The following is a 23,724-nucleotide window of genomic DNA, read 5'->3' on the forward strand; positions in this document are numbered from 1 at the left end:
GAAAACAATTTAATGTATAGAAGAGCCAGATTTTTATTAAGGGAACTCTTCTAAATTGATTATTTCAACTGTCTACGAGCATGTTTTAAAGCAGTGCGAAGACCTTCTTCTAGAGTAGGGTGATAGAAAGGCTTCTCCAGAATATCATTTAAAGTCAATTCTTCACCTATTATCCAGCTTAATAAATGAGCCATATGTTCTGTTGCTTCTGTAAATAATTCAGCACCAAGAAGTTTTTGGCTTCCTTTTTCTATATAAACCTCAATTGCACCTCTGTTTTTCCCAAGAACTATAGCTCTTCCTTGCCGTTCATAAGAGGCTTCACCTGTAATAAAGTCTATACCATTGTCTTTTAGTTGTTTATAACTTTGCCCGACGACCGCCATTTCAGGATGACTGAATACAATTCCTAATGGAGTAAGCGTCTTAACTGAATTAACCTGTGGATAATTCAAACAGTTATAAACAACTTTTTTCCCTTCATGTGCCGCCTCATGTTGCAGTGGTGTTGAGGTATAAGCATCACCAACAACAAAAATTGGATATGTGTCTAACTGCTTGGTTTTTGCATTTATAGGTAATAACTTAATATCTTTAAAAGAGTTATCAATATTTTCTAGTTTTAAAGTATCAATTAAACTTGTACGGCCTGTTGCTGCTAAAACATATTCAACTTTGAGAGTTTTCTCTATTTCATTAAGTTGGTAAGTTAATACAACGTTTTCTTCACTGCATTTAACTTCATTTGGTAGTGTTTCGAATAGAATTTTTAACTCTTTGCCTAGCTCTTTTTGTGCAAGTTGTTGAAGCCTAGAACTAGTAAGTACTCCAATTCGTTTACTACGAGCAAAGATTGTAGTTTCTACACCTAAACGATGCATTGCTTGAGCAATCTCAAGAGCAATCACACCACTTCCAATGACAGCAATAGATTTAGGCAGTGTTTTTAACTCAAATATTTGATTTGTTGTTATAAGCCGATTACCAAGTTCTTTTTTCCAGGTTTGATCATAATTAGGAGTTGAACCGACAGCGAGAATAAAACTTTTTGATTGGTACTGTTGCCCATTAACTTCTACAGTTTGTGAATCAATAAAATGTGCTTTACCAGAAATTTTATGTTCTGCAGACCATTGTTCTACATCTTTTAATGTTGCTTGTGTAAAACGATCACGTAAAGTTTGTACGTGCTGCATCACTTGATCTGTATTAATTTTTGCAGATACACCCAAAGCAACCTCTTGAGCATTTTGAATGTCAAACATACGGTTTGCTGTAGAGATGAGGACTTTACTTGGCATGCAGCCTACACGAGCACAAGTGGTATCCCATGGTCCGTCATTTATAATTAAAATATTTTTGGTGTGTTTAATGGCTTCTTTATATGCGCTAATACCAGCAGTACCTGCGCCAATGATAATAATATCGAACATTGTCATTAAGCTATTTTAATAGATATTTAGAATATATAGAAAAACCCTCTTGAACAGAGGGTTTGGTTCTAATTATTTAGCTTTAAAATGTAAATTTTTGCATAAAAGGTGTTTTTAAAGTGGTTGAAACAGTCCCATTTTGATTAATAGACTGACCTTCAATACTTATACCATTAATGACATGCTTAAAGTTTAATGTAGTTCCATTCGGAGACTGTTTAAAAGTGAAAATATTTGGTCCTTCTAAATAAATACTGCCATTAAATTTTTGTGCATTCGTTGTTGGAGATTGATTCTCAACGCGACTTCCTTCAATGCCAGTAATACTTGGTAAACTCAATACTTGACTACCACTGAGTTTCACTTGATATGTCGCATTGTTCGTATTGCCTGGAGTAGAGTTCACAATAAATGAAATTGGCTCTGCAAAAGGAACATTTGGGTTATCATTAATAAGTACGTTGAAACCAGAACCACTCTGAACTACGTAAAGGTCACCATCAGTTGATGTATTATCTTTATATACACTCATTGCACCAGTAGTAACTTCTTTTTCAGTCGGTTGAGCTGTATCTGGATCTTGAACAATAGTCGATGTAGTGATTTTATAATCACTTGTTGTTGAATTAATTAATACGAATCTTTTTTGCTTAGTTTGTTCAAGTCCCCATGACTGTTGGAATGGATACGCAAAGGCTCCAGTAATTGTTACATCTTGGAAGTTCTTATCATTATTTTCATTTTGAAAAATATAAATTCTGGTATTTGATTGATAATCCTCTAAATTCGGAGAGGTATTGTCATTCGCTAGTTTAATATTTTTTAAATCATCTGCCGTAATATCAAAGTCCCAATCACTATATCCAGTGAGTAAACTTTTAATTTCTTCACCTTTGAATACATAGCAGGCGCGGTAGTCTGTAGTACTTTTAATAAAGCATTTATCACGATAGTGGTCAGAGTACTTGGTAAGATCTACTTTGCGAATATCTAAGGTTAACTTGAGTGGACCTTGAGCGAAGGTGTCTAGTGCATGATCAATGTAACCTTTTGATAACTTTTCATCGTTGAGATCATAGGCGCCAAACAAATATTTTCCTTCTTGCTTTACACTATTTAAAACAGAAGTAGCCAACTCTTGATCTGTTGATGGTGTGGTTGGTGTTGTTGTAGAGCCTGAACTTGAATTTTGGTTATAGTAGCCATCACCGCCACCGCCACCACAAGCTGTCAAAAAAGCAGCCAAAGTAATCCCACATACCCCATGAGTAAGTTTCATCATTATCCCCAATTAAAATGATAAGTTATTTAAAATAATTTTTTAGATTTATAAAATAACATATATTTCATGAGGTTGCTCATTATATTTATGAGCAATTAGCTAATTAAATTCTTGTACCCATAGTTACTCCAACCGTAGGTTTTACTTGCATTGAGGAGCATGCTGTAAGAATTAAACAGCTTAAAAGAGCGAATATAAATTTATTCATAAAAATTAATAAATGATTCAAAAAAGATTTAAATACTTTAGATCAATATTATTTTTAGTTCTGTTGAATTCGTGCAGAGATATGCAAAATAAGTTATCAAAAAACCCTACTTTAAGGAAGAAATAGGGTTTTATGGAATATTAATTTCTTAAAATTAGTCGTCTAATAAATCCATTTGTTTTGCTAATTGATATAGATTATTTGAACGGTTTCCTGTGCGGCAAAACATAAGTACAGGTTTTGGCAACTCGTTGTAATGATTAGCAAAAGTACGTACATCGAGTTCTGCAATTTGTCCAGCTACAACAGGTTGATAAACATAGTCTAGACCTACTTGGCGTGCTGCTTCTTCAATTTGAGCACTTGTAGGCTGTTCTGGGCCGCCTTCCATATCTGGTCGATTATTAATAATCGATTTAAATCCTTTTTCTACAACTTGGCCAACATGCTCTGGGCCAATTTGACCTGCGAAACCAACATTATCTGACATTTCGTCACTCCAAAATTTAACAAAACCTCTTATGCTGTATCATAGCATTAAGCTTAACCTGAGATACAAGACACTCTTGTGTTGTTCTGACTGAGAAAGTTATGTCTTATAGCTAAGTTATAAATTTTAAAAACGATCATCGCGCTATTTTAAAATTGGTTATTCATATTCTATTTCAACGGAGCACATATGCACGCTTATACGGTTGAGCCTTTATATGTTCCATGTGGTCAGGAAACGATCGCAGCTGATTTTTATATTCCTAAAACAAATAAGAAATCTGCCGTAATTATTATGGCCCATGGTTTTGCTGCGTTGCGTCAATTTAAACTCATTCAATACGCTCAGCGGTTCGCTCAAGCAGGTTATGCTGTTATTTTGTTTGATTATCGATATTGGGGTGGGAGTACTGGCAAGCCTAGAGAAATGGTCTCAATCAATTCCCAATTAGAAGATTGGAAGACCGTTATTCAATATGCTTCGACCTGTAAGTTTGTAGATAACCGAAGGATTGTGCTGTGGGGAACTTCTCTAAGTGGCGGATATGCGCTAAGCCTAGCTTCTGAATTAAAGAATATTCAGGCAATCTTAGTACAAATTCCTTATGTAGATGGCGCTGAAACTGCAAAGCTCTATCCTTTGCAACGTTATCCTCAAGCATTGAAGTTATCGAGTCAGGATTATATGGGATCAAAAATGGGGCTTAATCCAAAGAGGTTGCCTGTGGTTGATCAACATAATTTATGCTTTATGCCTACAGCAGATAGTTATTATGGCTATCTATCGATTGTAAATCCTGACTATTATTGGAGCGGGGAAGTCCCAGCTCGTGTCTTTTTTAACTTGATGCGATACCGTCCAATTCAGGTTGTACGTCAGATTAATATTCCGGTTTTATTTATTGCAGCCCAAAAAGATTCACTTATTCCTATTGAGTCCAGTCGCGAAGCCGCGACAAATATTGCACCTTTTGTGAGTTATCATGAGTGGGATATGAAACATTTTGATATCTATCACGGTTCATGGTTTGAAAAAGCAGTGATAACCCAATTAGAATTTTTACATCAGCATATAGGAGTGATGTAAATGATTATTGTATGTGCATCGTGTGGTGCAAAAAACCGAGTTCCGGAAGAAAAACTTCCTGAGCAACCAAGCTGTGGGCAATGTCATCAGCCATTACTACCGCTTGCACCTATTGAACTAAATGAGCAAAATTTTAGTAACTACATCACGAATAGTGATTTACCTATTCTCATAGACTTATGGGCAGAATGGTGCGGACCCTGTAAAATGATGGCTCCACATTTTGCGCAGGTCGCAAAACAGAATCCAGGCGTTATTTTTGCCAAGATTGATACCGAAGAATCTCCTCGCTTGAGCCAAGCTTTTCATGTGAGAAGTATTCCGACACTTGTCTTAATGAATAAAACGACAGAGGTCGCGCGTATTAGCGGTGCATTACGTGCGCCTGAATTGCAGCAGTGGCTCGATCAACAACTTCAAACAAATTTCGGGAGCTAAGGTGTCAGAAGCTTATACCAAACCAGAAGGAATTTTATCCTTACAAACGATTGCCATGCCAGCAGATACAAACTGGAGTGGTGATGTGTTTGGTGGATGGATTGTGTCACAAATGGACTTGGCTGGAGCAATTCACGCAGAACGTTTCAGTCGCGGCCGCTGTGCTACGATTTCCATTAATCAAATGACCTTTTTGGTTCCGGTAAAGGTTGGCTTTGTCATTAGCTGCTATACCAAAATCTTAAAAGTTGGAAATACTTCTATTCAGATGCAAATTGAAGTTTGGGATAGTCATGATGACTCTCGTGAGCCAATACGTATTACTGAAGGAGTGTTTACCTTTGTAGCAGTAGATGTAAAGGGTAATAAGCGTCAAATACCTGAAGAAGCAAGACAAAAGTTTTTAGATACTCAATAAAACGTATAAAGCCTGAATATCAGTATTCAGGCTTTAATTTTTAATTTAGATAAAGAAATCATTTTTAGAATTAAAACATCGTATTGGTATTTTTGCTTTGCTCTGGAATATTTTGTATCACATCCCAATGCTCTACGATTTTTCCATTTTCGACACGAAATATATCAATAATCGCTCTTCCACGATCTTTTTCATTTTCAGTCGAATGGACATGTAAAACGACAAGATTACCTTCAGCAATCGCACGTTTAATCTCATTTTTAGCTTGAGGATTTTTTTGGAATTTTTCAGTGAAGAAATTAACGAAAGGTGCTTTCCCATCTGGCACATTAGGATTGTGCTGAATATATTGTTGACCAATATAACGGTCTGCATATTCTTTGACTTTATGTTTTAAAAAGACGCCTTCATAAAAGTCGATGACTATTTTTTTGTTTTGAGCACTTACTTTATCTATCGCTTCTGATTTAGTCGAAGTTAATTTACTGGTTTTAAGATTAGGTTCAGTCGCATGAGTCGTTATTGTTGCAAATATTAAACTGGTAAATAAAGAGGAAAGAATCAGTATTTTTTTCATTTTAACCTCAAGATACAAAAAATAATTTTTATATCTTGAGGCAAATAAAAATCTAAAAGTACTTTAGATTAGTTATTATTTCTTACGTTTAGGTAACCATGCCCACAGCATTTGGCACTGGATTGGTTCATTGCCTGCATCATCAATGACTGTAACCGGGATCACAAGTTCACCTTTCTCATTAGCTGCAATAAACTTTTGCTGTTCAGCAGACAATGTTGCTGTAGCAGTCAAACCGCCCTCAACCACTTTTAAATAATCTACATGCAATGATTTGATTAATAAAATGCGGTTATCAGGAATATGTAAACCGGTTAGAAAACCTGTTGCAGTTTCTGCTAAAAGAGCCATTGCCGCAGCATGGACTCCTTTAATATGATTTTGCATGTTTTTCTGGTTTTCTAAACGGACAGTAACGTGGTTTGAGTCTACTTCCAGATAGCGGATATTTGCTGTACCCACCATTGGCACGATACGACCAAACGCCTTGCTCCAAAGCGTGCTCCGAATACCTTTAGGGAATTTTGAAGTCGCTTTTACCAGTTTTGATAGACGATTGGATTGAGACATGGAATTACCTTAGCTTTGAATGTCACGAAAAGAGATTAATCTTTAAAGTTATTGAATTTTTAGTTGGTTTTAAGGTTTTGATATTTAATGATTATTTGTATTTTTTTACTTCGTATACCCGTTGTTATACCCGTTTTCAAAACTTATACAAACTACAAAAAATATACCCCTCGTAGAGGGGCATATTAGCAAATCGAAGCAGGTTAGGAAATAAGCTCATTACAGAAGTTTATTCTTTTCAACAATCTCTTTGACATAAGAGGCATGCCAATAAGTAATCTTTTTCCCATCGTAATAAGGCTTTTTTATTTCACCTCTTTTAATTTTCCCGTAAAAGCAGGTTGTCTTGCAGCCTAGTAATTCCATGAATTGTTTTGGACTAATTCGAGGGTCAATATCAAATTTATGCATAACTCCCATTTTACTTACCTCTATTACTGTTTAACTTCAAATTTAGAAAACAAAACTTTAAAAGTAGGATGAGTTCCTCCCACTCTGATGAACTTATCTGTACCCACCACATACGCTTTCAAACGTTTCATCTGTTCCTTGTAATCAGATGATTTCTTGATGAATCGGTTACTTAATAGAAATCCATTTAAGGGGTTGGATGCCAACACCACTTGATTAGGGCTATTAGGTTCTACCAAACGTTTAACCTCTTCCATGAACTTTAGATTGGTAAAACTGCATGGATCATTAATAAACTGGCATTCAGTGAAGACTAAATAACGGCAGATGAGTTGGTAATTAACCGTTATTTCCCGTTTAACCAATACACCACATACTGCATTTTCTTTACTTTGGCAGATGAGTCTTGTGATTTCTCCATCGATAGACTCCGAGAAAGTTGATTGGCTTGAAAATGCAACATTGGAAAACAAATGTTGATTTAAAGGATAGATACAAACCACCTCACTCATATCGCAACCTTTAACGCCTTTTTTTAATTCTTTCATGAACTGATCATACTGTTGTTCACCTTCATTAAACTGCTCATTCCAGTGGTTAAGCTGTTGATCATATTCGCGTGTTAATAATGAATTATTAAAGTATTGAATACTATTCAGAATAAAATCCTGATTAAGTTCTTGATTGGGTGAGGGGTATAGGAGTCCACTCTGATTGAAGAAACAAGAGTTGGCTTCTAGGAACGGACTCATCTTGGCATGCCCCATCCGCCCATTCGTGAAAGGACTATCTTTTATGATTGAGATGTTTGAAGCAAACTGGTGTCCAGCTTGATTTAAATCCACACGTTTCTGACCATCCTCATCAGTTTGTAATGAGTAAATAGATTTGATTTTCAATACTTGCTGGCAAGTTTGTTGAAGACTATGAATGCATGTGGTCGGGCCATAAGGCAGTTGTGCCATAGCAGCAATTGCCTGACTTTCCATAAGTTGATTTTGAGTTAACATTCTATTTGCCCTTCTTCACATTCAAATTCTGATTTAAACCACTTGCTTTAACTTTGCCTTTACTGATTACAGGAAGCTGACTCATCTGTAATCGTTTATAGGAGTTCTCTCCTAGATATTTCAGCCTAAAAAACTGTTCTAACTGACAGTAATATTGAATACTCAACATGAGATTCTCCCGTTGTTCTTTATCAGTTTCTTTGATCAGGCTAATCCCAGTAGGGGATTGGCTTGAGTCGCCGTCGCAGAAATATGTACAGCCTTGTTGATTCGTCAGCCTGCTCCAGTATTTAGATAGGTACTTGACGTAATCCTCAGCCTGACAAGTATTTCCATCCAGAAAGAAGATCACTTTGACAAAGCAGCCCTTTTTAAGGCTATGACCAAAGTAAAAGAGATACCCTTTAATCTGTTTTAGGGTTTTATTACGTCGTCGGTTCTCAAGGAGTTGATCTATCTGTTGTTTAAGACGCTCAAACTGATAAGGTCCATGAAACCGCTGTTTCAGGTCAGTTGGATGATTGTGTTGTAAATCTTGCTGATCTGGCGTATAGGCAAAATCTACATGTGCAATCCCTAACTGACCGTACTTCAGGAATAACTTGCTCACTAGCAACTTACACGACGTAAAGTTCTCTTTGTGTTGCTTCTCTCTGTTCTGGATAGCCTCCTTGACGGCTGGTTTGTTAAGCTCTTCACGTAACAATTCAATAAATTCATTAAGTAACTCGACCCGTTGTTTCAAATTACTTGGGTTTCTTCCTCTCAACTTTCTTTCAAACAAGCCATATAGGCTTGGAGGACTTCCCATTGCATTTAATGTTCTGAAGAAACATTGAGTCTCTTCGCACAGATCGAAAGGCTTTAAGAAATCAGGATTGGTATTTATCAGGTCATCAAGCGTCTTGATAAATGGCCTGAACCAGTCCTCACATTCAAAATATTCCCTCCCTTGATCTGTCTGTTTGACCGTTGCGGCTGGCAACTGAGTCTTATTACACTCCAGAACAAAGCGGGGTATATCCAGCATCCGATCTAACCGAAAGTCACTGTATAAAAACCGTGACTGATAAACATTAGATGGTGCAAGGGTGACCTGATTTTCACAGATCAATGTCCTCAATTTCTTAGCTTTAAACTCCATCATCTCTCTACTGCTGTTGGACTAAGCGATTACCTGCTTAGCTGTATTATTTCTGTCATATCCGTGTCTGACATGAGTTAAGGGGCCTCTGCCTGAAACTCATCATCATTCTGTTAGATAAGAGAGAAGGAGCTGGCAAATCCTTCTCCTTTAAAATCTTTCTTAGTTCCTGTGTAGGGGGATGATGTGAGTAATCCTACAAATGATTTAGCGATAATTCTTTTAGATTCTCATTATGGAGAGGAAAAATATTTTTGTTTTTTAAGTAACTGAAATATATGGTTATTTACTGTTTTGTTCTTTTTGTGGTCGACTATGATTATCCAAATAAACTCTTTTAAAAATCAAAGTATTATGATTTTCCATATTAATTTTTAGTTTATTTTTTATAGTTTAAAAAGTCTTGTGCAAAAAATAATCTCTTAAGCAGGAGATAGTGAATTGGTGAGTATTTTAGAGAATGAAGTTTACGAACTGCGCAAGAGTATCGAGCAGTAGTCTTTAGTTAGAATACTGCTCGATATCGTTTCATTTTGAATGGAGGAGTCTGAGAGTGAGGTAGGAAAATATATTACTTATGCTTGAATAAATTCTTTGATGAAGACTTCATCATTTTCAATCCATTCTCTTATCACTTCGTTTGAATATGATTTTCTTTTTATAAAAGTATATTTCCCAAGCTTAAAGTTTTTTTCTAGTGCTTCTTGCTCAGCGATTAACTTATCTAAGTGTTTTAGTCTTTCTTGAGCATAGGAACGGCGTTCCGTATTGGAAGCATAAGAATTTAGCCAAGCATTCTTTTTTAGTTCTTTTTCAAGTCTGTCTTTGGCTTGTAAATATAGTTGTTTATAGTCACGACGCCCGGCTAAAGCATAATCTAAATTCTGCTTGGGCTGTTCTTTCATGATTACATGAAATTGTTTTTTTACCATTGGATCAGTAACAATTGCATTGATTGATTTCCATTTTTTATTCTTTTTGCAGCTTATTTCTCTAATGACGTTAATAAATAAAATACGATGCCAATCGTTGAGTTGGCTAGATTTATTTTTATTGAATAACTCAATCATATCTTCGCCAAAGTCAGGATCTGCTACGTATCTAGCTTGTTGACCTAACGGATAGAAATACATCATCTCACGATTAGTTATACCGCAATCATCCGGTGAGAATAAAAGGTATGATGAATTTTTGAGAAGTCCTTGAAGTAATTTATTTGCTTTTTCAATTTTTTCTATTTGAGATAAGCAGGCTTGGATGTCGCCATTCCATAAAATCTCACGGGTATCTTTACATAAACAAAATAAATAAGATAAAAGAAGTTCTTCTGGCATTTTGCCAATTTCAAAAGGATTTTTTACTAGTTCATCCCTAAGATATAAATAGTCATCATAGGGAGTAAAGACACGAGTTTGTTCTCCCTTATCGTATAAATATTCATATTTGAGTGCTTCATTATTTACATTGCTGGCGATGTGATTAGGATCTATAGAGATTGGGTCTATATAGTCACGCTTTTGATGGCTATAGCGGTCAAGAATATATCTTTCATAGATGCCCAGTTGTTCAATGATATAAGGAATTAGCTCATTACTGGTGTTATTTTCTTGATAGTCAGAAGGAAATCCCATAGAAAAGAGTTCATTTCTGGCATGCTCGATAGCTTTGTCTATATCATTGTTATTCATTACCGTTATACTCTGGTATCATAATTTAATAAAAAGTAGATTAAGTAATATAAGCGATAATAATGGATAGTGTAACCCTAAGTTAATGATGAAAAAGAAGTTTTAATGTTTGCAAACCATCTTATATACATAGTCAGTATGTCGTGATTTTAGTTGTTTAATGGGATTTTTGATGTGTAAGTTATTAGTGGAATTGGGCTACTTAAAATTCAAGTGGAATGCATAAAAAAAAAGAACTTTAGTTCGTCCATTCCATGAATTTTTTCTTATTTGATCTGCTGAATGAAATAATTAATAGAATTTTTTAACTTTCTCATGTATTTCAACGCATTTTTTATTTTTTTGATAAATTACTTTTTTCACATTTTAAGAGGACATATTGATGAACGTAATAGAGTTAGTTTTAGATTTGGTTAGTCTTCCTCCAACTCTTCTTTTCATTCTTAAATGGCTAGTTGGTTTAGTGTTGATTGATCGGCTTCTTGAAAAGTTAACAAAGAATAAACTTTCATTGGAAAAAATTGTAAAAGTTGTGTTAGTAGAAGTACGTAATAGTTTACAACTTCCCCCAAACTTACAGCCGTGGAGCTTCAATAATAGAAAAATCAAAAAGTTACTTTCATATACGTTATGCTGCTCTATGGCATATATGTGTATAGTTTTTTTTACACTACTAATAATTTATTTGTTGATGTTTATACTCAGAAAAAATGCTATTACATTTGATAAAATGCTCTTTGTTTCTATAATAATCTTGCTTTATGGTTGGGCTTCGAGATTTGCATATATCGAAATGCGATTAGCATTCAAAAATGCAAAATCTATCTGAAATGGTTAAAGAAATTCTCACAAGTTAGATAGCCTAAACCTTTAAGTAAAGCCCAGTTAGGGCTTTACTTAGTGAGTATTTTATCGGCTTAAAATATATAAAATTTGTTCCTTTGATAAAGTATTTGATTTATCAAGTTCTTTCCATTTCTGAATCATATTCTGGTATCTATCTGCTTTAGGAGAGTGAGAGTTAAGTACGCCAGCGTCAATTGTAGAAGAAAAGCGGTGAGCTTTGTTCAAAGCATCTACAAACCCCATAAGTTCTGGCTCACGATTTCCATCAAAACCAGCAAAGCTTACTTCTTGGATAGAAATACTTGATTTATCAGTCAGAGCATCATAACTATCTTTTAATGCTTCATAAACTTGTAGGATATTGAGTACTAACTCAGCATCTTCATCTGGAAGGTTTTCATAAAGGGCATCAAAACTGTGTTGATATAACCATTTATGTCCTTCTCTCAATTGTTCAGCTAGAAGTAAATAATGGTCATCCTTCTTCAGGGTACCCAAGATTTCATATTGGTTGGATAAAAACAAACGTTCTTTATCTGTTAGATCAAGTTTCATGTGTTGCTCTTTTAAAGTATGAAAAATAAATAGATTGTTTTATTTTTAACTATTTCAAGGGCTGAAATATAATATTGCTTAATTTGATGAGAAGTCGGTAAGGGGCTTAGTGATAAATATTGTTACTTTAGTTGATTAAGGCGGTAGCATGCTAAGAAACTTTACTGCATCGTGATAAAATATTTCAAGCACTTGATTTTTCATTGATTCAGTTTATCGTGGTTCTGATTGATGGGATCAACTGATGCTTTGGGATTAATGGATTAAATATGCAGTTATCTATCTTTGAACACTATAAGCAACTGCTCAAAAATGCGAAGAAATATAAAATACCACCTCGGGAAAAAACATTCTTTGATACAGCAATTCGTAACCATTACGAAAATCCGACTACGGAACTATTAGAGTTCTTTCTGAACCCAACTGAATCGCATGATCTTGGTGATTTATTTTGGAAGGGTTTCTGTGATGTTTTACAGCAAGAGGAAAGTCTGAGTAAATTAGATCTAGGCAATATTGTGAAGCTGGAAAGGGAGTATGCTACTCATCAGGGCAACCGTATTGATTTATGGATAGAAACAGATACCTGTTTTATTTTGCTAGAAGCTAAAATTTATCATCACCAAAATAATCCTTTTCAGGATTACATCCAATTTGCTCAATCTAAAAATCAGTCTAAGAATAAGCAAATTGTAGGGGTTATTCTTAGTATTGCAGGGAAAAGTGAGAAGAAAGGCTGGCTTGGTTTATCGTATCAACAAATTGTAAATAGTATTCGTCCATATTTGGCAGAGCAAATGCTGGCTAATCCAATGAATAAATGGAATCTCTTTGCTCGTGAGTTTTTACTTCATTTAGACAGTTATTATCGGATAAAGAATTTAGATATGAATCGTGTACAATTTATATTAGATCATTATAAGGAAATAGAGGAACTTCAACGGCTTCGGACTAGTACTATTAGTGAGGTTGTGGATAGCTTAAGTCAGCAGCTTAATGAAATGATTGATGGTTATGAATCTGAAAATAAGTACGAGTCGTGGGGTGGTATTCGTTTTTATAATAAGGCTTGGGGAAACAAATCTAATACTACGTTATTGATAAAACAAGAGGATGGACAAACGGTCATTAAAGTTATTACTTACATCCTTAACCTATCGCTTGAGCTGGAAGAAGAAGCTTTTTCTATTTTAGGTACTCAAACTGATTCACGATATCTAGATCAGAAAGTTGAAAATTATCGTAGAGGTACTGAACGCTGGTTGTGTATTTATTGGTGTTCACCAGAAAGTAAACTGGATGCAATTTCTGATTTACTTTTCGAGAAAGTTAGGTTGTTAGATATAATTGAAAGAACTTTAAAATAATTTTAAATCAGAAGATAAGTGTGAAAGTCTAAGCCTCAGTAAATATCTAGAAATGTTAGCTAAGGCTTTTCTGCTAAGTACTTATTGAGATATAGCAGTTTAGGCTAAGGAAATACAGTGTTTAAAAGTATATTGTCGATCGTTATGTTTTTTTTCTCTAGAAAGGGAATAGAGATATTATGGATACCATGTATATACTGGACTTTCCCTATCATTTTGATAATTACGTTTGGCCGCTTTGAATATTCCGACAATATTACACGGCGTATAGCTAACGCTAAGTTAGTTGAAGTAGAAGGTTCTTTAGTTGAATATGATAGTACCAAGTATGGTGGTGGAGGGCTTTATATCTATGGTAAGACGGTTTCTCTGCTTGATAATGGAACTTCGGTACAGCTGAAAGTGATTTCTGCTCCCTCAAGCCTTTATGAGTTCGCTAATAAACAGAATAAAGAGACAATTATTCTGTTTGGAAGAATTCTCGACCAGTCTTTATACCCGACTAAAATGACGAGCTTAAAGCATGAAGAGTATGCAGCTTTATCGTCAAAAGAATTCAATGATAAGTTTATTCAACTGCAAGAGAAGGCTCCTAAAGAAGCAAAGCAATGGGGGTACTTATCCCTTCTTTGGTTAATTCTAGTCTTAGTTTGTATGTTTATTAAAAAAGAAATGAATCATGAAAAGTGATGTGAAATTATTATTGCTGCTTATTCGTACGCTACTCAAGATTTGCATATATCGAGATACGAGTAGCCTTTAAAATGCAAAATCTATATGACTCTATTTAAAGAACAATACTTAGTAAGTGAGATAGCCTAAGTCGTAGAGTAAAGCTCAACTACTGGCGTCAGTGTACAAGATGTATATACGAATTTTTCTAGTGCTACTTGTTTGGAAGGTTCAGAAAAATACTTCTTAATAGGTGTGACAGTAAAAACCTCAATTTCTGATTAACTAAATTTTCTAATTCATTAGTACATTAGGGTGCTTTTTATTACTAAGAGGTTATTAGTTAATTTTTTTAATAGATATAATGCTGGGGTTAGAATTGATTCAGGAGAATTATAATGAAATTATTAAGCTTTATATTAAGTCTTACTTTTGCGAGCAATTGTTTTGCTTTAAGTAGTGAAGAATTTGAAAAAAAGTATCAACAATTAACTAATGATCTTGTGAAAGCTATCAACAATAATGCTGCTGATTCTAGAGATTATAATGATGACAAAATACCAGAATCTGAAAAGATTCAATCAATGAGTAGTTGGTGTAAGTTAGCTAAGACTAGGACGAATCAGCTTGATTTTGTGATCAATAATTTCTCAGATTATAAAGAGTTAATGAAGAGAAATAATATTCAGGCTGACGCAAAATTAGAGGATATAAAGAAATTCCGTAATAGCCAGAAAGCATTATATTTACGTATAAAAGATCAATTGAAAGACACAAGTTATCCGTGTGACTAAATTTTTACAGGTTAGGGGGTAAGAGTTTTCTATATTTAAAAGCTGGGATAAGAATGAAACGAATTTTATTAATAGGTAGTCTAACTTTATCGAGCAATATTTTTGCAGGCCAAAATGATAGCTTTGAAAATGAGTATTTAAAGATTATGGAAGAGAGCAGTATAGCTCAACATGCAGAGTTAAGATTTAAAGAAATACATAAAGATCAGGATTTAAATCAAGCCGAAGAAATTGAATCGAAACGTCTAAAGTGCATTTCTTTGAGGAATGAGCTGCGATTTTATGAGTTAGTAGCTAAATATCCAAAAGAGTATGTAACTTATATGAAGGGGCAAGGACTAAATGCTCATTCCACTCTATCGAAAATTGATGGTGAGTTAAGAGAGGTGAAACAAAAATTAAGTTTTAACGGATGTGATGGTACTCAAGTAAATTACTAATTTTTTTAAATAAGTGAGCAGCCTTAGGGCTGTTTTTTATGCCTTGAGATAAGGCTTTATTGCTCGTTGTTAACCTGAGAGTGGAGTTTGACTAGGGGGTTATTTAACGTGTCTTTTATCGACCTAATCTAATATTGTTTAAATTGAGGAGACAGGGTATGGCAGCTCTATTGAACAGCCTTAGGCCTCTCTAGGCGGACTAAGGCTCAGATCACGATAGACCGCTGATGCACTTCAACATGTAACTAAGAGAGGGCATAAGAGAGCTTGAGATGTGATTGGTCATGCTTTCGGGGACATCCCATTTTAACCTCTGGGATTTTAGGAGGCTGACTGATACGGAATCCACGGATGCGTTTCTGTGTCGTAAATTGGAAGTACTGATCATTCTTGCAGAGATAATCAAAACTCTGTTCGAGGTTTTTTAACATCTCTACGTCAGAATAATCCAACATCCCTAAAGCACAGTAACGGTAATCTTCTTTCTTCATATTACAGATAAATACCGAGCCTTGGTTATTGGTCACGTGTCGCCATTGTTTGGCAATGTATTGTCCCCAAGTGATATCTGCCCAATGGTCTTGCCCATCAAAGAAGTAATAAGCGTGTACGTGGAAGCCCTTCTGAGGGCCGTATTCAATGCGATGGATATAACCCAACGCATGCTTCATCCGATTCATCCTAGCATTCTCATTAAGTCGCTCAAGCGCTTTTAGAATAAATTGGCTATCTTGTTCAGACTTCCATTGATCAGATGAAATATGGTGATTTATCAGACTCTCTGGAGTTCGCATAATACCGAGGTCTACTCGGACAACGAGTATTTTTGAATGTACATGGAGTAGGGCATGAACAAGCTCTATCATTTTCTCTTTGGTCTTTAAACGACTGTCTTTCCGGTTATGCAATCGTTTACGGACTTTAGCGCTGCTCATGCTCTCATTCAATAGGCTCTGGAATCGATTCAAGGCATCTACGTAAGCTTGAGCCTGTTCGTTGGTATAAACACTAGTTGAAGAGAATGTACCTAGAACGAATCTCTCTGTATCCGATAAGTCTTGAATGGCTGAATGGATGGTTTCTAACTCTACGCTCACAGTATAGGTGTCAGACACAGGCATGGAGAAGATTGAAGGCAATGCTGCAATCAATTGAACTGGAAGGTCTTTGGCATATTGCACGGATAGTTTCTTATTGCCCTGAATACCTTTAGTCGTTCGCAATGAAGCTAAAGGATGCTGTTTGCGACAATGAATCCCCAACTGTAAGCGGTCAATAAAACACTGAGTTTCAGGATGAGAAGGCAATCGAAATTCAACTGGGTCACCTTCATCGTTATTCACCTCATAACAAGAATAATCTTCCTGAATTTGGTCAAGTAACTGAAGTGCTTCTAGGTCGTCTAAAGACCATTGCCCAGCAGTGGAAGCTAAGTTAGGTTTAGTAATGCAGTGGTTCATAGATATATACCTAATGGAAAGTGGCATGATGTATTTGGATCAATTAGACAAAGCTCATCTTGGGACACTGTTTGAGCAGTGCCCTCAATGAGCATTTAAGAATTAATAGGAGGTGTCGCTAGTCGCTTTCATGCATGGGTAAGCTGCATCGACTGAATAGGGCATCTGTCCCACCAGCCATGGGATAGATCGGATTACCTGTTGTTCGAATGTTGGGGAGCAGAGAGATAGGGGAGAACTAAACTCTGGTTATGTATATTATGGATGAAATATATCCAAGGGATATTTCATCTGGAATACTAGATTGTATGTATTGACTAGATAACTGAGTTGTTGGTTACATAGGTTAGGTGGCTTACTTGAGAGAGATGAGAACGTTTAGATTTAGTCTCTATAGATATTTGTATATTAAATATATAAATAATTTAAAACCTAAACTCGGTTCATGTTTTGCCTACTTCTATACGACTGTTTTAACCTTCTCGGAAATACGAGCATATTTGGATGAGTCCGATATACGGACTTAAGCAGATAAAAATGTTCTTTTTCTAACGAACTGGACTCGGTAATTTTTATCTCGTATGATGTGTCAGTACCGTAAAAAATAACTGAATTAGTCTTCTTATGAAGCTAAAGCAAAGAAGAATTAAATCGGTATTTTATATCTAGAAGGTATACCCATCTCTTTGCAAACCAAATGCATGTCAGCAGTTGTTTTAAGTCATTTGTAAATCTGAAAACAGACCTTGAAAATTGTACGGACTTAGGTGTAAAGCAATGTTTTTTAATACAATTGTTGATATGCATGTGCGCAGTAAAAACGATGAATTTGGTGTGGTAAAGTCCTCTCTTGAACTCTAAATTAAACATCTTTGAATGCGTTTTATGAGGTTATTTCATCAATTGCAATGCGAGATTGTAGGCCACAGTTTTAGAAATTGACTCTGCTACAAAGAACTCTTGGGGTGGGGTGAAGTCTAAAGCCTGCTTTCGATAACGCGTCTGCTTTCCTGTCTGTTTGTCTTTAAAAATAAAATCATCCTGTGCATGAGAATATTCCTGCCCATACAGCGGACCACCAAGACACTTTAACCGAAACACTGAACCATCCTTAAATTTACCTATTGGTTAGTTTAATAACTTAATCTAATGAAAAACAATAACAATCACTTTACGACTTAGTCGATAGATCATTGACACCTTAAATATTGCACATTATCCTTTGCCTGCTGGCCTACATTGCCAGTCGGTTTTAGCAGACCGTTTTATTGGGTTGCATCAGAGTTATTCCTTCTGAGGAATAATTCTGAGGGTACATCTCGTCTCCTCCCGTTGCGGTAGGACGGGAGAGGGACACTTTCGAGTGTGCCGGTGTCAATCCAATCCGGTCTGCTAACCCTTTCTCGTTCTGCCACCATAATTCTCTAATGCTTTGGCAGAACTCCAAATATAAAGGAGTTGGCTATGCATATTCTTTTTATACACCCCGATTAGTTTTTAATAGGGTTTGATGAACGTCTAGTTCCTCAAGCTTTAGTTTTTTTCGTCTAAAAATTTAACTTTAAAAAATGTCATGTGAGATACACCGTGGCAGGGCCTCAATTTGCCGAAAAAAAGCCTAAGCTCCATGACCAAGTCACTGGATATAACGATGATAAATAAAATTTTGATGGGTGTACTAGGTATCGGTGTTCTGATCCTAAATGGTTGTTCTTCCCAGTTTGAAAAGGGCGTGAAGCAGGGCTGTTACAACATGGGTGGCAGCCGCAGCTATTGTTCCTGTGTCTATGACAAGGTTGAAGAACACTATGGTCGCAAGGTTATGCGCCAGATCGAACGGATGACCTATCTTCCAAATGATCTAGACCGTGTGATGTATCAGTCAGGTCAACAATGCGTAGATAAGCTTTAACACTAATTATTTAAAACCTTAAACAAATCATTGAAGCACTCATTTCCTGTTGCCTGTTCGGGCAACGGGAAGGGTTTATGCAACTCAATTTAGGAATTTTGATCATGAAACATCCATTTTTTACATTCTATTTCACTATCGTAATTGGTTACTGGCTGTATTGCATTTGGGAGTATCCGGGACAGTCTGGTGCTTATTTACTTGGTGGTGCTTTAGTGTGGCCCGCTGCTCTTATACGCTGGTTCTTCTAGGGGAAAGTATCATGTCGACACGTATAAATGACCTGATCCAGAAGAGCCAGTGGGTGCCTTTATTAAGAAGTAGCGATAACATTTATTTTGCCCCAATTATTCCTAATAAGAAGCTGCAAGGTGCCATGACCTACCTACCTCATGGTGTAAATCCCAATGAAGTCTTGATACTGATTGATGACACGGTATTTGGTAGTGCCAAGGTCGGGATGTGTCTCACCGGAAAGGGATTGTTTTATAAAGCTAATTTTGAAGATGAGCAGGTTTATTTATTTGAACACATTCAGCGGGTGGATGCAGATATTGGAATGATCACCAGTTCTATTTTGATCAATGGTCAGGATGAGCTGAACTTTACTCAATTGGATAAAGGTGTTGTAAGAACCCTAGTCGCATTCCTAAATGAATGTTGTCAGAGCAGACAAGGAACTCATCAGACGACTGTAAACATTGATAAAGGTATGCAGATTATGATTGATCTGTTTGCCTATTTTATTACGTTCAGTACGAACCAATGGAATGCTCGATCGAAAGAAGTCGTATCCGATCACTTTACTAAATTGAATGATGAGGCAGTACATCAATATGTAGAGAAACTACTGAATGAACAGATGCGCTTTGATTATGAAGATTTGTTACATCGTCTGGCAGACCTGAAGGATAAGCTGGCTTATAACTTCCGTAGGGAGATGATTGAACAACTGGTCTATGCCATGGGTCTTGGTCAAGTTGAAAAGGATCAAGCTGACCTTTTCATGACCCATCTGTGCCGTGTATCCAACGTCTCTAGAGCTGCCTTTCCAGACCTTGTTAAAGTTATCTATCAATGTTTAGCGGAGGAAACAAAACAGACAATAGTTCCTGATCTGAATAACGAACAACTACAAGCATGCGAACTTCTTGAAATCCCACCTCATTCACTTACTGAACAAACCCTTCAAATTGCTTACCGAAAAAAGATGGCTGAGTTCCATCCAGATAAATATCAGACCTTACCTGAGTCAGTACAACAGCTCATTGAACAACAGGCACAGCAGATCAATCAGGCCAGAACTGTATTAAAAGCCTATTTGGGAGTGTAGTTGATGAAGATCAATACCCAACGGTTGAAACGGCGCTGGAAATGGTACACGGCTTATGCAGTGATTTTTATGCTGTCATTTGCATTGTTTTATGCCTATGACCGTGTTCAGGATGAACAAACCGAACAGATGCTTGAAGCGGCTCGCAGTCATTCAATTAGTCCTGATAATACAGCAGTGACAAGCATTACTGACAAAGATGAAGTCCCTGCTTTTGATCAAGCTGACCTCAATCCGGAAAACCATAAATAAAGAAATTTTAAATACATATTACCCAAATGAGAGAGCTGCCGAATTGCTCTCATTAATGAAGCAAATTCATGAAACCGAAAGGGGGAAGCATGATGACATCACAACCTAAAAATATTCAGACTTTTATTACTGGCGTTTTATCTACACTGGTAGTGGTACTTGCAGGATGGGTCGGCTATGACAAGTTTTTAAAGCCTAAATCAGAAACAACAGTTACAGCCTCTGTTTCTGTACCTGCTACCTCTGAAGCTGTGATTCAGGCAAGCAGTGAACCTGTATTAGGAGTGCAGGAAAAAGAAGCAGATTCTACCCAAAAATCAGAGGACGGTACTAAAGGTAAAGCCCTTGGTCATGGGTTATATACAACCAATATGGATAGTGGTAAATGCATCACTTCAGATAAAGTATCTTGTGGCTTATTTGAAGTGAATCAGCTTCCTAAAGAATGGGAAGATACCCTTGAGGAGACATGGGAAAGTAACACTGACTATTGGTTCTCTATTACTGATGGCAATAAGGTAACCTCACTTCCATCAAATTGGACAGGCTGGCAAGTGATGAAATATGGCCCAGAACAGAAATATGTTTTAGCAATATTCTACAGTGCGAACACGAATACTGGTGAATGTCTACTCATGCAAAACATGTTCGATATTAAAACGAAACAGACCATCGACAGTGTTGAACTTACCTGTACTTTGTAATCCATTAAGAAATAGAGCGTGATCAAATGAAAAAACTATTTCTAGGGTTTGGGGTAGCAGTAATCAGTATTTCAGCGTATGCAGTGGATCTTAAACCCCATGAAATACCAGCATATTTAGTAGAACAGGCAGGATATTCCGGGCCAGTGACTTGTACTTATAAGACTGTTTTAGTTAATGGAACCCGAAGAACATTTAAAGCATCAATGTTTAATGAATGTGAACAGGTTTTAGCACTGGGTAGTGTTGGTCCAAGTGCTTATAACACTGTGGCACGGATTCCTTATACGACCAATAGCACTTTTGTCACTTTCATTGGTGTAAAACCTCGAAAATTTGGAGGTATTTATATTCCGGGGCGAAGTGATCCTTGTCACCCGAGTTTAAGTTACATACCCCAAGCTGTTGCTGACTGTAAAAACAAACAGCGTAGCCAGTAAACAATAAAATTTAACCAAGACAAAAAGAGCCTGCGAATCCGCAGGCTCTTTTTTATGTCTAGTATTTAAGGAAGAAGTACATGCACCAGTGTCCTTACTGTCACTCATTACACATCACATTACGGAGAACTGAACAGGCTCAACAAGGAATATTTACGAAACTCTCATCTTTTTCACCGATGTCCCTTGCGGCGGCTTGTATGCAGTTGTCAAAACGCAGTCCTCTTCACCCTTTAGTGGGCGGCTTTGTGGGCTTGGTTATCGGTGGCATGTTTCTACTCTATGTCCAGCATCAAGACAACATGGTGACGTTGCATTATCAGTGTGAGCAATGTCTGGAACATTTTGAAATCCAGCAATCAGGCTTCTCGTAATTCTCATCGTTTACAACATTCAAATTATTTAAATCACTTAATAAAGGAAATCACTCATGGCACATCAAATAGAAACTATGGCATTCGTTGGTCAAACCCCGTGGCATGGCTTAGGTAATCAACTCCCTCAGAACCAACCAATTGAAATATGGGCACAGCAGGCGGGTATGGATTGGAGGATTGACTCATCCAATGTTAGTTATATGGCTAAGAATGAACGAGGACAAAATATCTTGATGCCTTATGAAGAACAGCGAGTACTTTATCGTTCAGATACTCATGCACCGTTATCAGTAGTGAGTCAGCGTTATCAGGAAGTCCAGCCCAAAGAGATATTAGAATTTTACCGAGACCTAACAGAGCAATCGGGCTTTGAGCTGGAAACAGCGGGGGTACTGAAAGGTGGACGTAAGTTCTGGGCATTGGCACGTACAGGACAATCGGCAGCACTGAAAAGTAAGGATGTCAGTAACGGCTACATTTTATTGGCAACTGCTTGTGATGGCACGTTAGCCACCACGGCGCAATTCACCAGTGTTCGAGTGGTATGTAATAACACTTTGAGTATTGCGATACGAGGACAAAACAGTGGAGAGGGTGTTGTGAAAGTTCCTCACAGTACCAAGTTTGATGCAGAGAAAATCAAGCAGCAATTAGGTATTTCTATTAAAACTTGGGATGAACATATGTATGAAATGAAAAAGCTAACTCAACGAAAAATAACTCAGCAGGAAGCAGCTACTTATTTTGATGCGGTGTTTAATAATACGATGATGAGTGCTACAGATCAGGAGGAAAGTATTATTCAGTATTATCTTAAAGCAGCATCAATGGACAAAAAATCAAACTCCAAATCTGAACCGAATGGACGAGCAATGTCTAAAGCTATGGAAATGTTCAATGGGCATGGACGAGGAGCAGAGTTAAGTTCAGCTAAAAATACGGCTTATGGTTTGCTTTGTAGTATAACCGAATTTGTAGATCATGAGCGCCGTGCAATGAGCCGAGATCATCGATTTAATTCAGCTTGGTTTGGGATGGGGGCTACGATTAAGCAGAGAGGACTGGAACAGGCATTAAGAATAATAGCTTAAGTTATTAGCTTAAGCAGTATGAATATGCTGAGACTATTGGATGTTTACCTTTGCCCTGTTCCCTCTGAGGTGGCTTTTTTATTCCCTTAAAAAAATATAGAGATAAATTTTAGTAATAAGGTTTATATATTATTAAAATTTTAATTGGAGGATTGAAAAACATTTATTTGTCTTCATTTATAAGTTTGAATAAATAACGGTTAAGGAAGGCGATATGCCATATGAAATTGAAAAACTAGGCGCAGAACATTTTCTGTTAAAAATGAATAATCAGATAGCTTTTGACCATCTGGTTAGTAGAGTGAAAGATGATTTTGGATATTCATTTACTCAGGGGCTTAGATTACATAAACCTACAACAGAAAATGGGCAATATTTAATTGAGTTTTCTGGTGTTACAAAGGAAAACTTACTGAGTCATTTGGCAATGGTCACTTTTCCTTAAGTTTTAAAGTAAGGTATTACTTATATTAGAACCATATCTACGGATGTGGTTTTTTTATGTCATCTAAAAAATATTGGAACAAACAATAGGATAAACCCTGCTTACCCAACAACAACCATTTATTGGTCCACCAGTTGGATCAAAACTTATTAGATGTTATTAAAGAGTTTTATAGTAGTGATGAATAGGAACAATGACGTAGGCTGTGATATTACATTCAAATACTATATCAGTGCAAAAAGGGATAGGCGTAAAGTGCCTAGGTAGTGGATTGATTCTTA

Annotated in this window: 30 protein-coding genes; 17 read left to right on the top strand and 13 right to left on the bottom strand. The window is 36.4% G+C overall.

Annotated elements, in window-relative coordinates; all coding sequences use genetic code 11:
• Window positions 1-59 precede the first annotated feature (59 nt).
• The 4 genes from I7H67_RS02910 to I7H67_RS02920 all read right to left on the bottom strand — a co-directional run bounded on the left by I7H67_RS02910 (window position 60) and on the right by I7H67_RS02920 (window position 3,413).
• Window positions 60-1,433, bottom strand: coding sequence for a dihydrolipoyl dehydrogenase (locus I7H67_RS02910; RefSeq protein WP_198307022.1), 1,374 nt, complete (start codon window positions 1,431-1,433; stop codon window positions 60-62).
• An 82-nt stretch (window positions 1,434-1,515) separates the two neighbouring features.
• Window positions 1,516-2,712, bottom strand: a complete 1,197-nt coding sequence (locus I7H67_RS02915; protein ID WP_151988937.1) for a hypothetical protein — start codon at window positions 2,710-2,712, stop codon at window positions 1,516-1,518.
• A gap of 106 nt (window positions 2,713-2,818) precedes the next feature.
• Window positions 2,819-2,923, bottom strand: coding sequence for a lipoprotein (locus tag I7H67_RS19830; RefSeq protein ID WP_371864353.1), 105 nt, complete (start codon window positions 2,921-2,923; stop codon window positions 2,819-2,821).
• 154 nt (window positions 2,924-3,077) lie between these two features.
• Window positions 3,078-3,413 carry a TIGR01244 family sulfur transferase gene (locus I7H67_RS02920; protein WP_198307023.1) on the bottom strand — a complete coding sequence of 112 codons (336 nt, stop codon included), beginning with the start codon at window positions 3,411-3,413 and terminating at the stop codon, window positions 3,078-3,080.
• A gap of 189 nt (window positions 3,414-3,602) precedes the next feature.
• On the opposite strand from I7H67_RS02920, the gene I7H67_RS02925 reads away from it, so the two are divergent.
• Genes I7H67_RS02925 through I7H67_RS02935 form a run of 3 tightly spaced genes read left to right on the top strand, consistent with a single transcriptional unit; the run spans window position 3,603 to window position 5,355 of the window.
• Window positions 3,603-4,499, top strand: coding sequence for an alpha/beta hydrolase (locus I7H67_RS02925; protein WP_174746548.1), 897 nt, complete (start codon window positions 3,603-3,605; stop codon window positions 4,497-4,499).
• Complete coding sequence (gene trxC / locus I7H67_RS02930) at window positions 4,500-4,937, top strand: thioredoxin TrxC (RefSeq protein WP_003655112.1); 438 nt, start codon at window positions 4,500-4,502, stop codon at window positions 4,935-4,937. It abuts the gene before it with no gap.
• Window position 4,938: 1 nt separating this feature from the next.
• Window positions 4,939-5,355 carry an acyl-CoA thioesterase gene (locus I7H67_RS02935; RefSeq protein ID WP_004789061.1) on the top strand — a complete coding sequence of 139 codons (417 nt, stop codon included), beginning with the start codon at window positions 4,939-4,941 and terminating at the stop codon, window positions 5,353-5,355.
• 70 nt (window positions 5,356-5,425) lie between these two features.
• Here the strand turns inward: I7H67_RS02935 and I7H67_RS02940 are convergent, their stop codons facing one another.
• From I7H67_RS02940 to I7H67_RS02965, 6 genes are all read right to left on the bottom strand, one after another.
• Complete coding sequence (locus tag I7H67_RS02940; RefSeq protein ID WP_198307024.1) at window positions 5,426-5,932, bottom strand: ester cyclase; 507 nt, start codon at window positions 5,930-5,932, stop codon at window positions 5,426-5,428.
• A 75-nt stretch (window positions 5,933-6,007) separates the two neighbouring features.
• Complete coding sequence (locus tag I7H67_RS02945) at window positions 6,008-6,502, bottom strand: DUF4442 domain-containing protein (protein ID WP_004789063.1); 495 nt, start codon at window positions 6,500-6,502, stop codon at window positions 6,008-6,010.
• A gap of 219 nt (window positions 6,503-6,721) precedes the next feature.
• Window positions 6,722-6,922 carry a helix-turn-helix transcriptional regulator gene (locus tag I7H67_RS02950; protein WP_000538650.1) on the bottom strand — a complete coding sequence of 67 codons (201 nt, stop codon included), beginning with the start codon at window positions 6,920-6,922 and terminating at the stop codon, window positions 6,722-6,724.
• Window positions 6,923-6,936: 14 nt separating this feature from the next.
• Window positions 6,937-7,923, bottom strand: coding sequence for a hypothetical protein (locus I7H67_RS02955; protein WP_198307025.1), 987 nt, complete (start codon window positions 7,921-7,923; stop codon window positions 6,937-6,939).
• A 1-nt stretch (window position 7,924) separates the two neighbouring features.
• Entirely contained in the window at window positions 7,925-9,070 is a 1,146-nt protein-coding gene (locus tag I7H67_RS02960) for a hypothetical protein (RefSeq protein WP_198307026.1), read from the bottom strand.
• 572 nt (window positions 9,071-9,642) lie between these two features.
• Window positions 9,643-10,755 carry a hypothetical protein gene (locus tag I7H67_RS02965; RefSeq protein ID WP_227602517.1) on the bottom strand — a complete coding sequence of 371 codons (1,113 nt, stop codon included), beginning with the start codon at window positions 10,753-10,755 and terminating at the stop codon, window positions 9,643-9,645.
• A 382-nt stretch (window positions 10,756-11,137) separates the two neighbouring features.
• Between I7H67_RS02965 and I7H67_RS02970 the strand changes: the two genes are divergently transcribed.
• The gene (locus tag I7H67_RS02970) at window positions 11,138-11,584 is read left to right on the top strand and encodes a hypothetical protein (protein WP_198307027.1); all 447 of its coding nucleotides are present in this window, start codon (window positions 11,138-11,140) and stop codon (window positions 11,582-11,584) included.
• 80 nt (window positions 11,585-11,664) lie between these two features.
• Here I7H67_RS02970 and I7H67_RS02975 read toward each other — a convergent pair whose 3' ends face one another.
• The gene (locus tag I7H67_RS02975; RefSeq protein WP_198307028.1) at window positions 11,665-12,156 is read right to left on the bottom strand and encodes a YfbU family protein; all 492 of its coding nucleotides are present in this window, start codon (window positions 12,154-12,156) and stop codon (window positions 11,665-11,667) included.
• A 269-nt stretch (window positions 12,157-12,425) separates the two neighbouring features.
• On the opposite strand from I7H67_RS02975, the gene I7H67_RS02980 reads away from it, so the two are divergent.
• The 4 genes from I7H67_RS02980 to I7H67_RS02995 all read left to right on the top strand — a co-directional run bounded on the left by I7H67_RS02980 (window position 12,426) and on the right by I7H67_RS02995 (window position 15,429).
• Window positions 12,426-13,523: a PD-(D/E)XK nuclease family protein gene (locus I7H67_RS02980; protein ID WP_198307029.1), complete on the top strand. Its 1,098-nt coding sequence runs from the start codon at window positions 12,426-12,428 to the stop codon at window positions 13,521-13,523.
• A gap of 117 nt (window positions 13,524-13,640) precedes the next feature.
• Window positions 13,641-14,213 carry a hypothetical protein gene (locus tag I7H67_RS02985; RefSeq protein WP_198307030.1) on the top strand — a complete coding sequence of 191 codons (573 nt, stop codon included), beginning with the start codon at window positions 13,641-13,643 and terminating at the stop codon, window positions 14,211-14,213.
• A gap of 380 nt (window positions 14,214-14,593) precedes the next feature.
• Window positions 14,594-14,989: a hypothetical protein gene (locus I7H67_RS02990; RefSeq protein WP_198307031.1), complete on the top strand. Its 396-nt coding sequence runs from the start codon at window positions 14,594-14,596 to the stop codon at window positions 14,987-14,989.
• Window positions 14,990-15,042: 53 nt separating this feature from the next.
• Entirely contained in the window at window positions 15,043-15,429 is a 387-nt protein-coding gene (locus I7H67_RS02995) for a hypothetical protein (protein WP_198307032.1), read from the top strand.
• Window positions 15,430-15,674: 245 nt separating this feature from the next.
• Here the strand turns inward: I7H67_RS02995 and I7H67_RS03000 are convergent, their stop codons facing one another.
• Entirely contained in the window at window positions 15,675-16,889 is a 1,215-nt protein-coding gene (locus tag I7H67_RS03000) for an inovirus-type Gp2 protein (RefSeq protein ID WP_198307033.1), read from the bottom strand.
• 891 nt (window positions 16,890-17,780) lie between these two features.
• Window positions 17,781-17,990, bottom strand: coding sequence for a hypothetical protein (locus I7H67_RS03005; RefSeq protein WP_198307034.1), 210 nt, complete (start codon window positions 17,988-17,990; stop codon window positions 17,781-17,783).
• A 550-nt stretch (window positions 17,991-18,540) separates the two neighbouring features.
• Here I7H67_RS03005 and I7H67_RS03010 point away from each other — a divergent pair.
• From I7H67_RS03010 to I7H67_RS03050, 9 genes are all read left to right on the top strand, one after another.
• Complete coding sequence (locus I7H67_RS03010; RefSeq protein ID WP_133237955.1) at window positions 18,541-18,801, top strand: hypothetical protein; 261 nt, start codon at window positions 18,541-18,543, stop codon at window positions 18,799-18,801.
• Between the two features lie 104 nt (window positions 18,802-18,905).
• Complete coding sequence (locus I7H67_RS03015; protein ID WP_000682270.1) at window positions 18,906-19,052, top strand: hypothetical protein; 147 nt, start codon at window positions 18,906-18,908, stop codon at window positions 19,050-19,052.
• 11 nt (window positions 19,053-19,063) lie between these two features.
• Window positions 19,064-20,134, top strand: a complete 1,071-nt coding sequence (locus I7H67_RS03020) for a J domain-containing protein (RefSeq protein WP_198307035.1) — start codon at window positions 19,064-19,066, stop codon at window positions 20,132-20,134.
• 3 nt (window positions 20,135-20,137) lie between these two features.
• Window positions 20,138-20,386: a hypothetical protein gene (locus I7H67_RS03025; protein WP_198307036.1), complete on the top strand. Its 249-nt coding sequence runs from the start codon at window positions 20,138-20,140 to the stop codon at window positions 20,384-20,386.
• Between the two features lie 92 nt (window positions 20,387-20,478).
• On the top strand, window positions 20,479-21,090 hold the full coding sequence (locus I7H67_RS03030; RefSeq protein WP_198307155.1) for a hypothetical protein: 612 nt from the start codon (window positions 20,479-20,481) through the stop codon (window positions 21,088-21,090).
• 26 nt (window positions 21,091-21,116) lie between these two features.
• Complete coding sequence (locus tag I7H67_RS03035) at window positions 21,117-21,530, top strand: hypothetical protein (RefSeq protein ID WP_198307037.1); 414 nt, start codon at window positions 21,117-21,119, stop codon at window positions 21,528-21,530.
• A gap of 80 nt (window positions 21,531-21,610) precedes the next feature.
• The gene (locus I7H67_RS03040; protein ID WP_198307038.1) at window positions 21,611-21,904 is read left to right on the top strand and encodes a hypothetical protein; all 294 of its coding nucleotides are present in this window, start codon (window positions 21,611-21,613) and stop codon (window positions 21,902-21,904) included.
• A gap of 56 nt (window positions 21,905-21,960) precedes the next feature.
• Window positions 21,961-22,998, top strand: a complete 1,038-nt coding sequence (locus I7H67_RS03045) for a DUF932 domain-containing protein (RefSeq protein WP_198307039.1) — start codon at window positions 21,961-21,963, stop codon at window positions 22,996-22,998.
• A gap of 214 nt (window positions 22,999-23,212) precedes the next feature.
• Window positions 23,213-23,443 (top strand): hypothetical protein, encoded by a 231-nt coding sequence (locus tag I7H67_RS03050; protein ID WP_198307040.1) that lies wholly within the window; start codon window positions 23,213-23,215, stop codon window positions 23,441-23,443.
• Window positions 23,444-23,724: the final 281 nt, after the last annotated feature.

The organism is Acinetobacter sp. ACIN00229 (assembly GCF_016106645.1).
Lineage (GTDB): Bacteria > Pseudomonadota > Gammaproteobacteria > Pseudomonadales > Moraxellaceae > Acinetobacter > Acinetobacter oleivorans.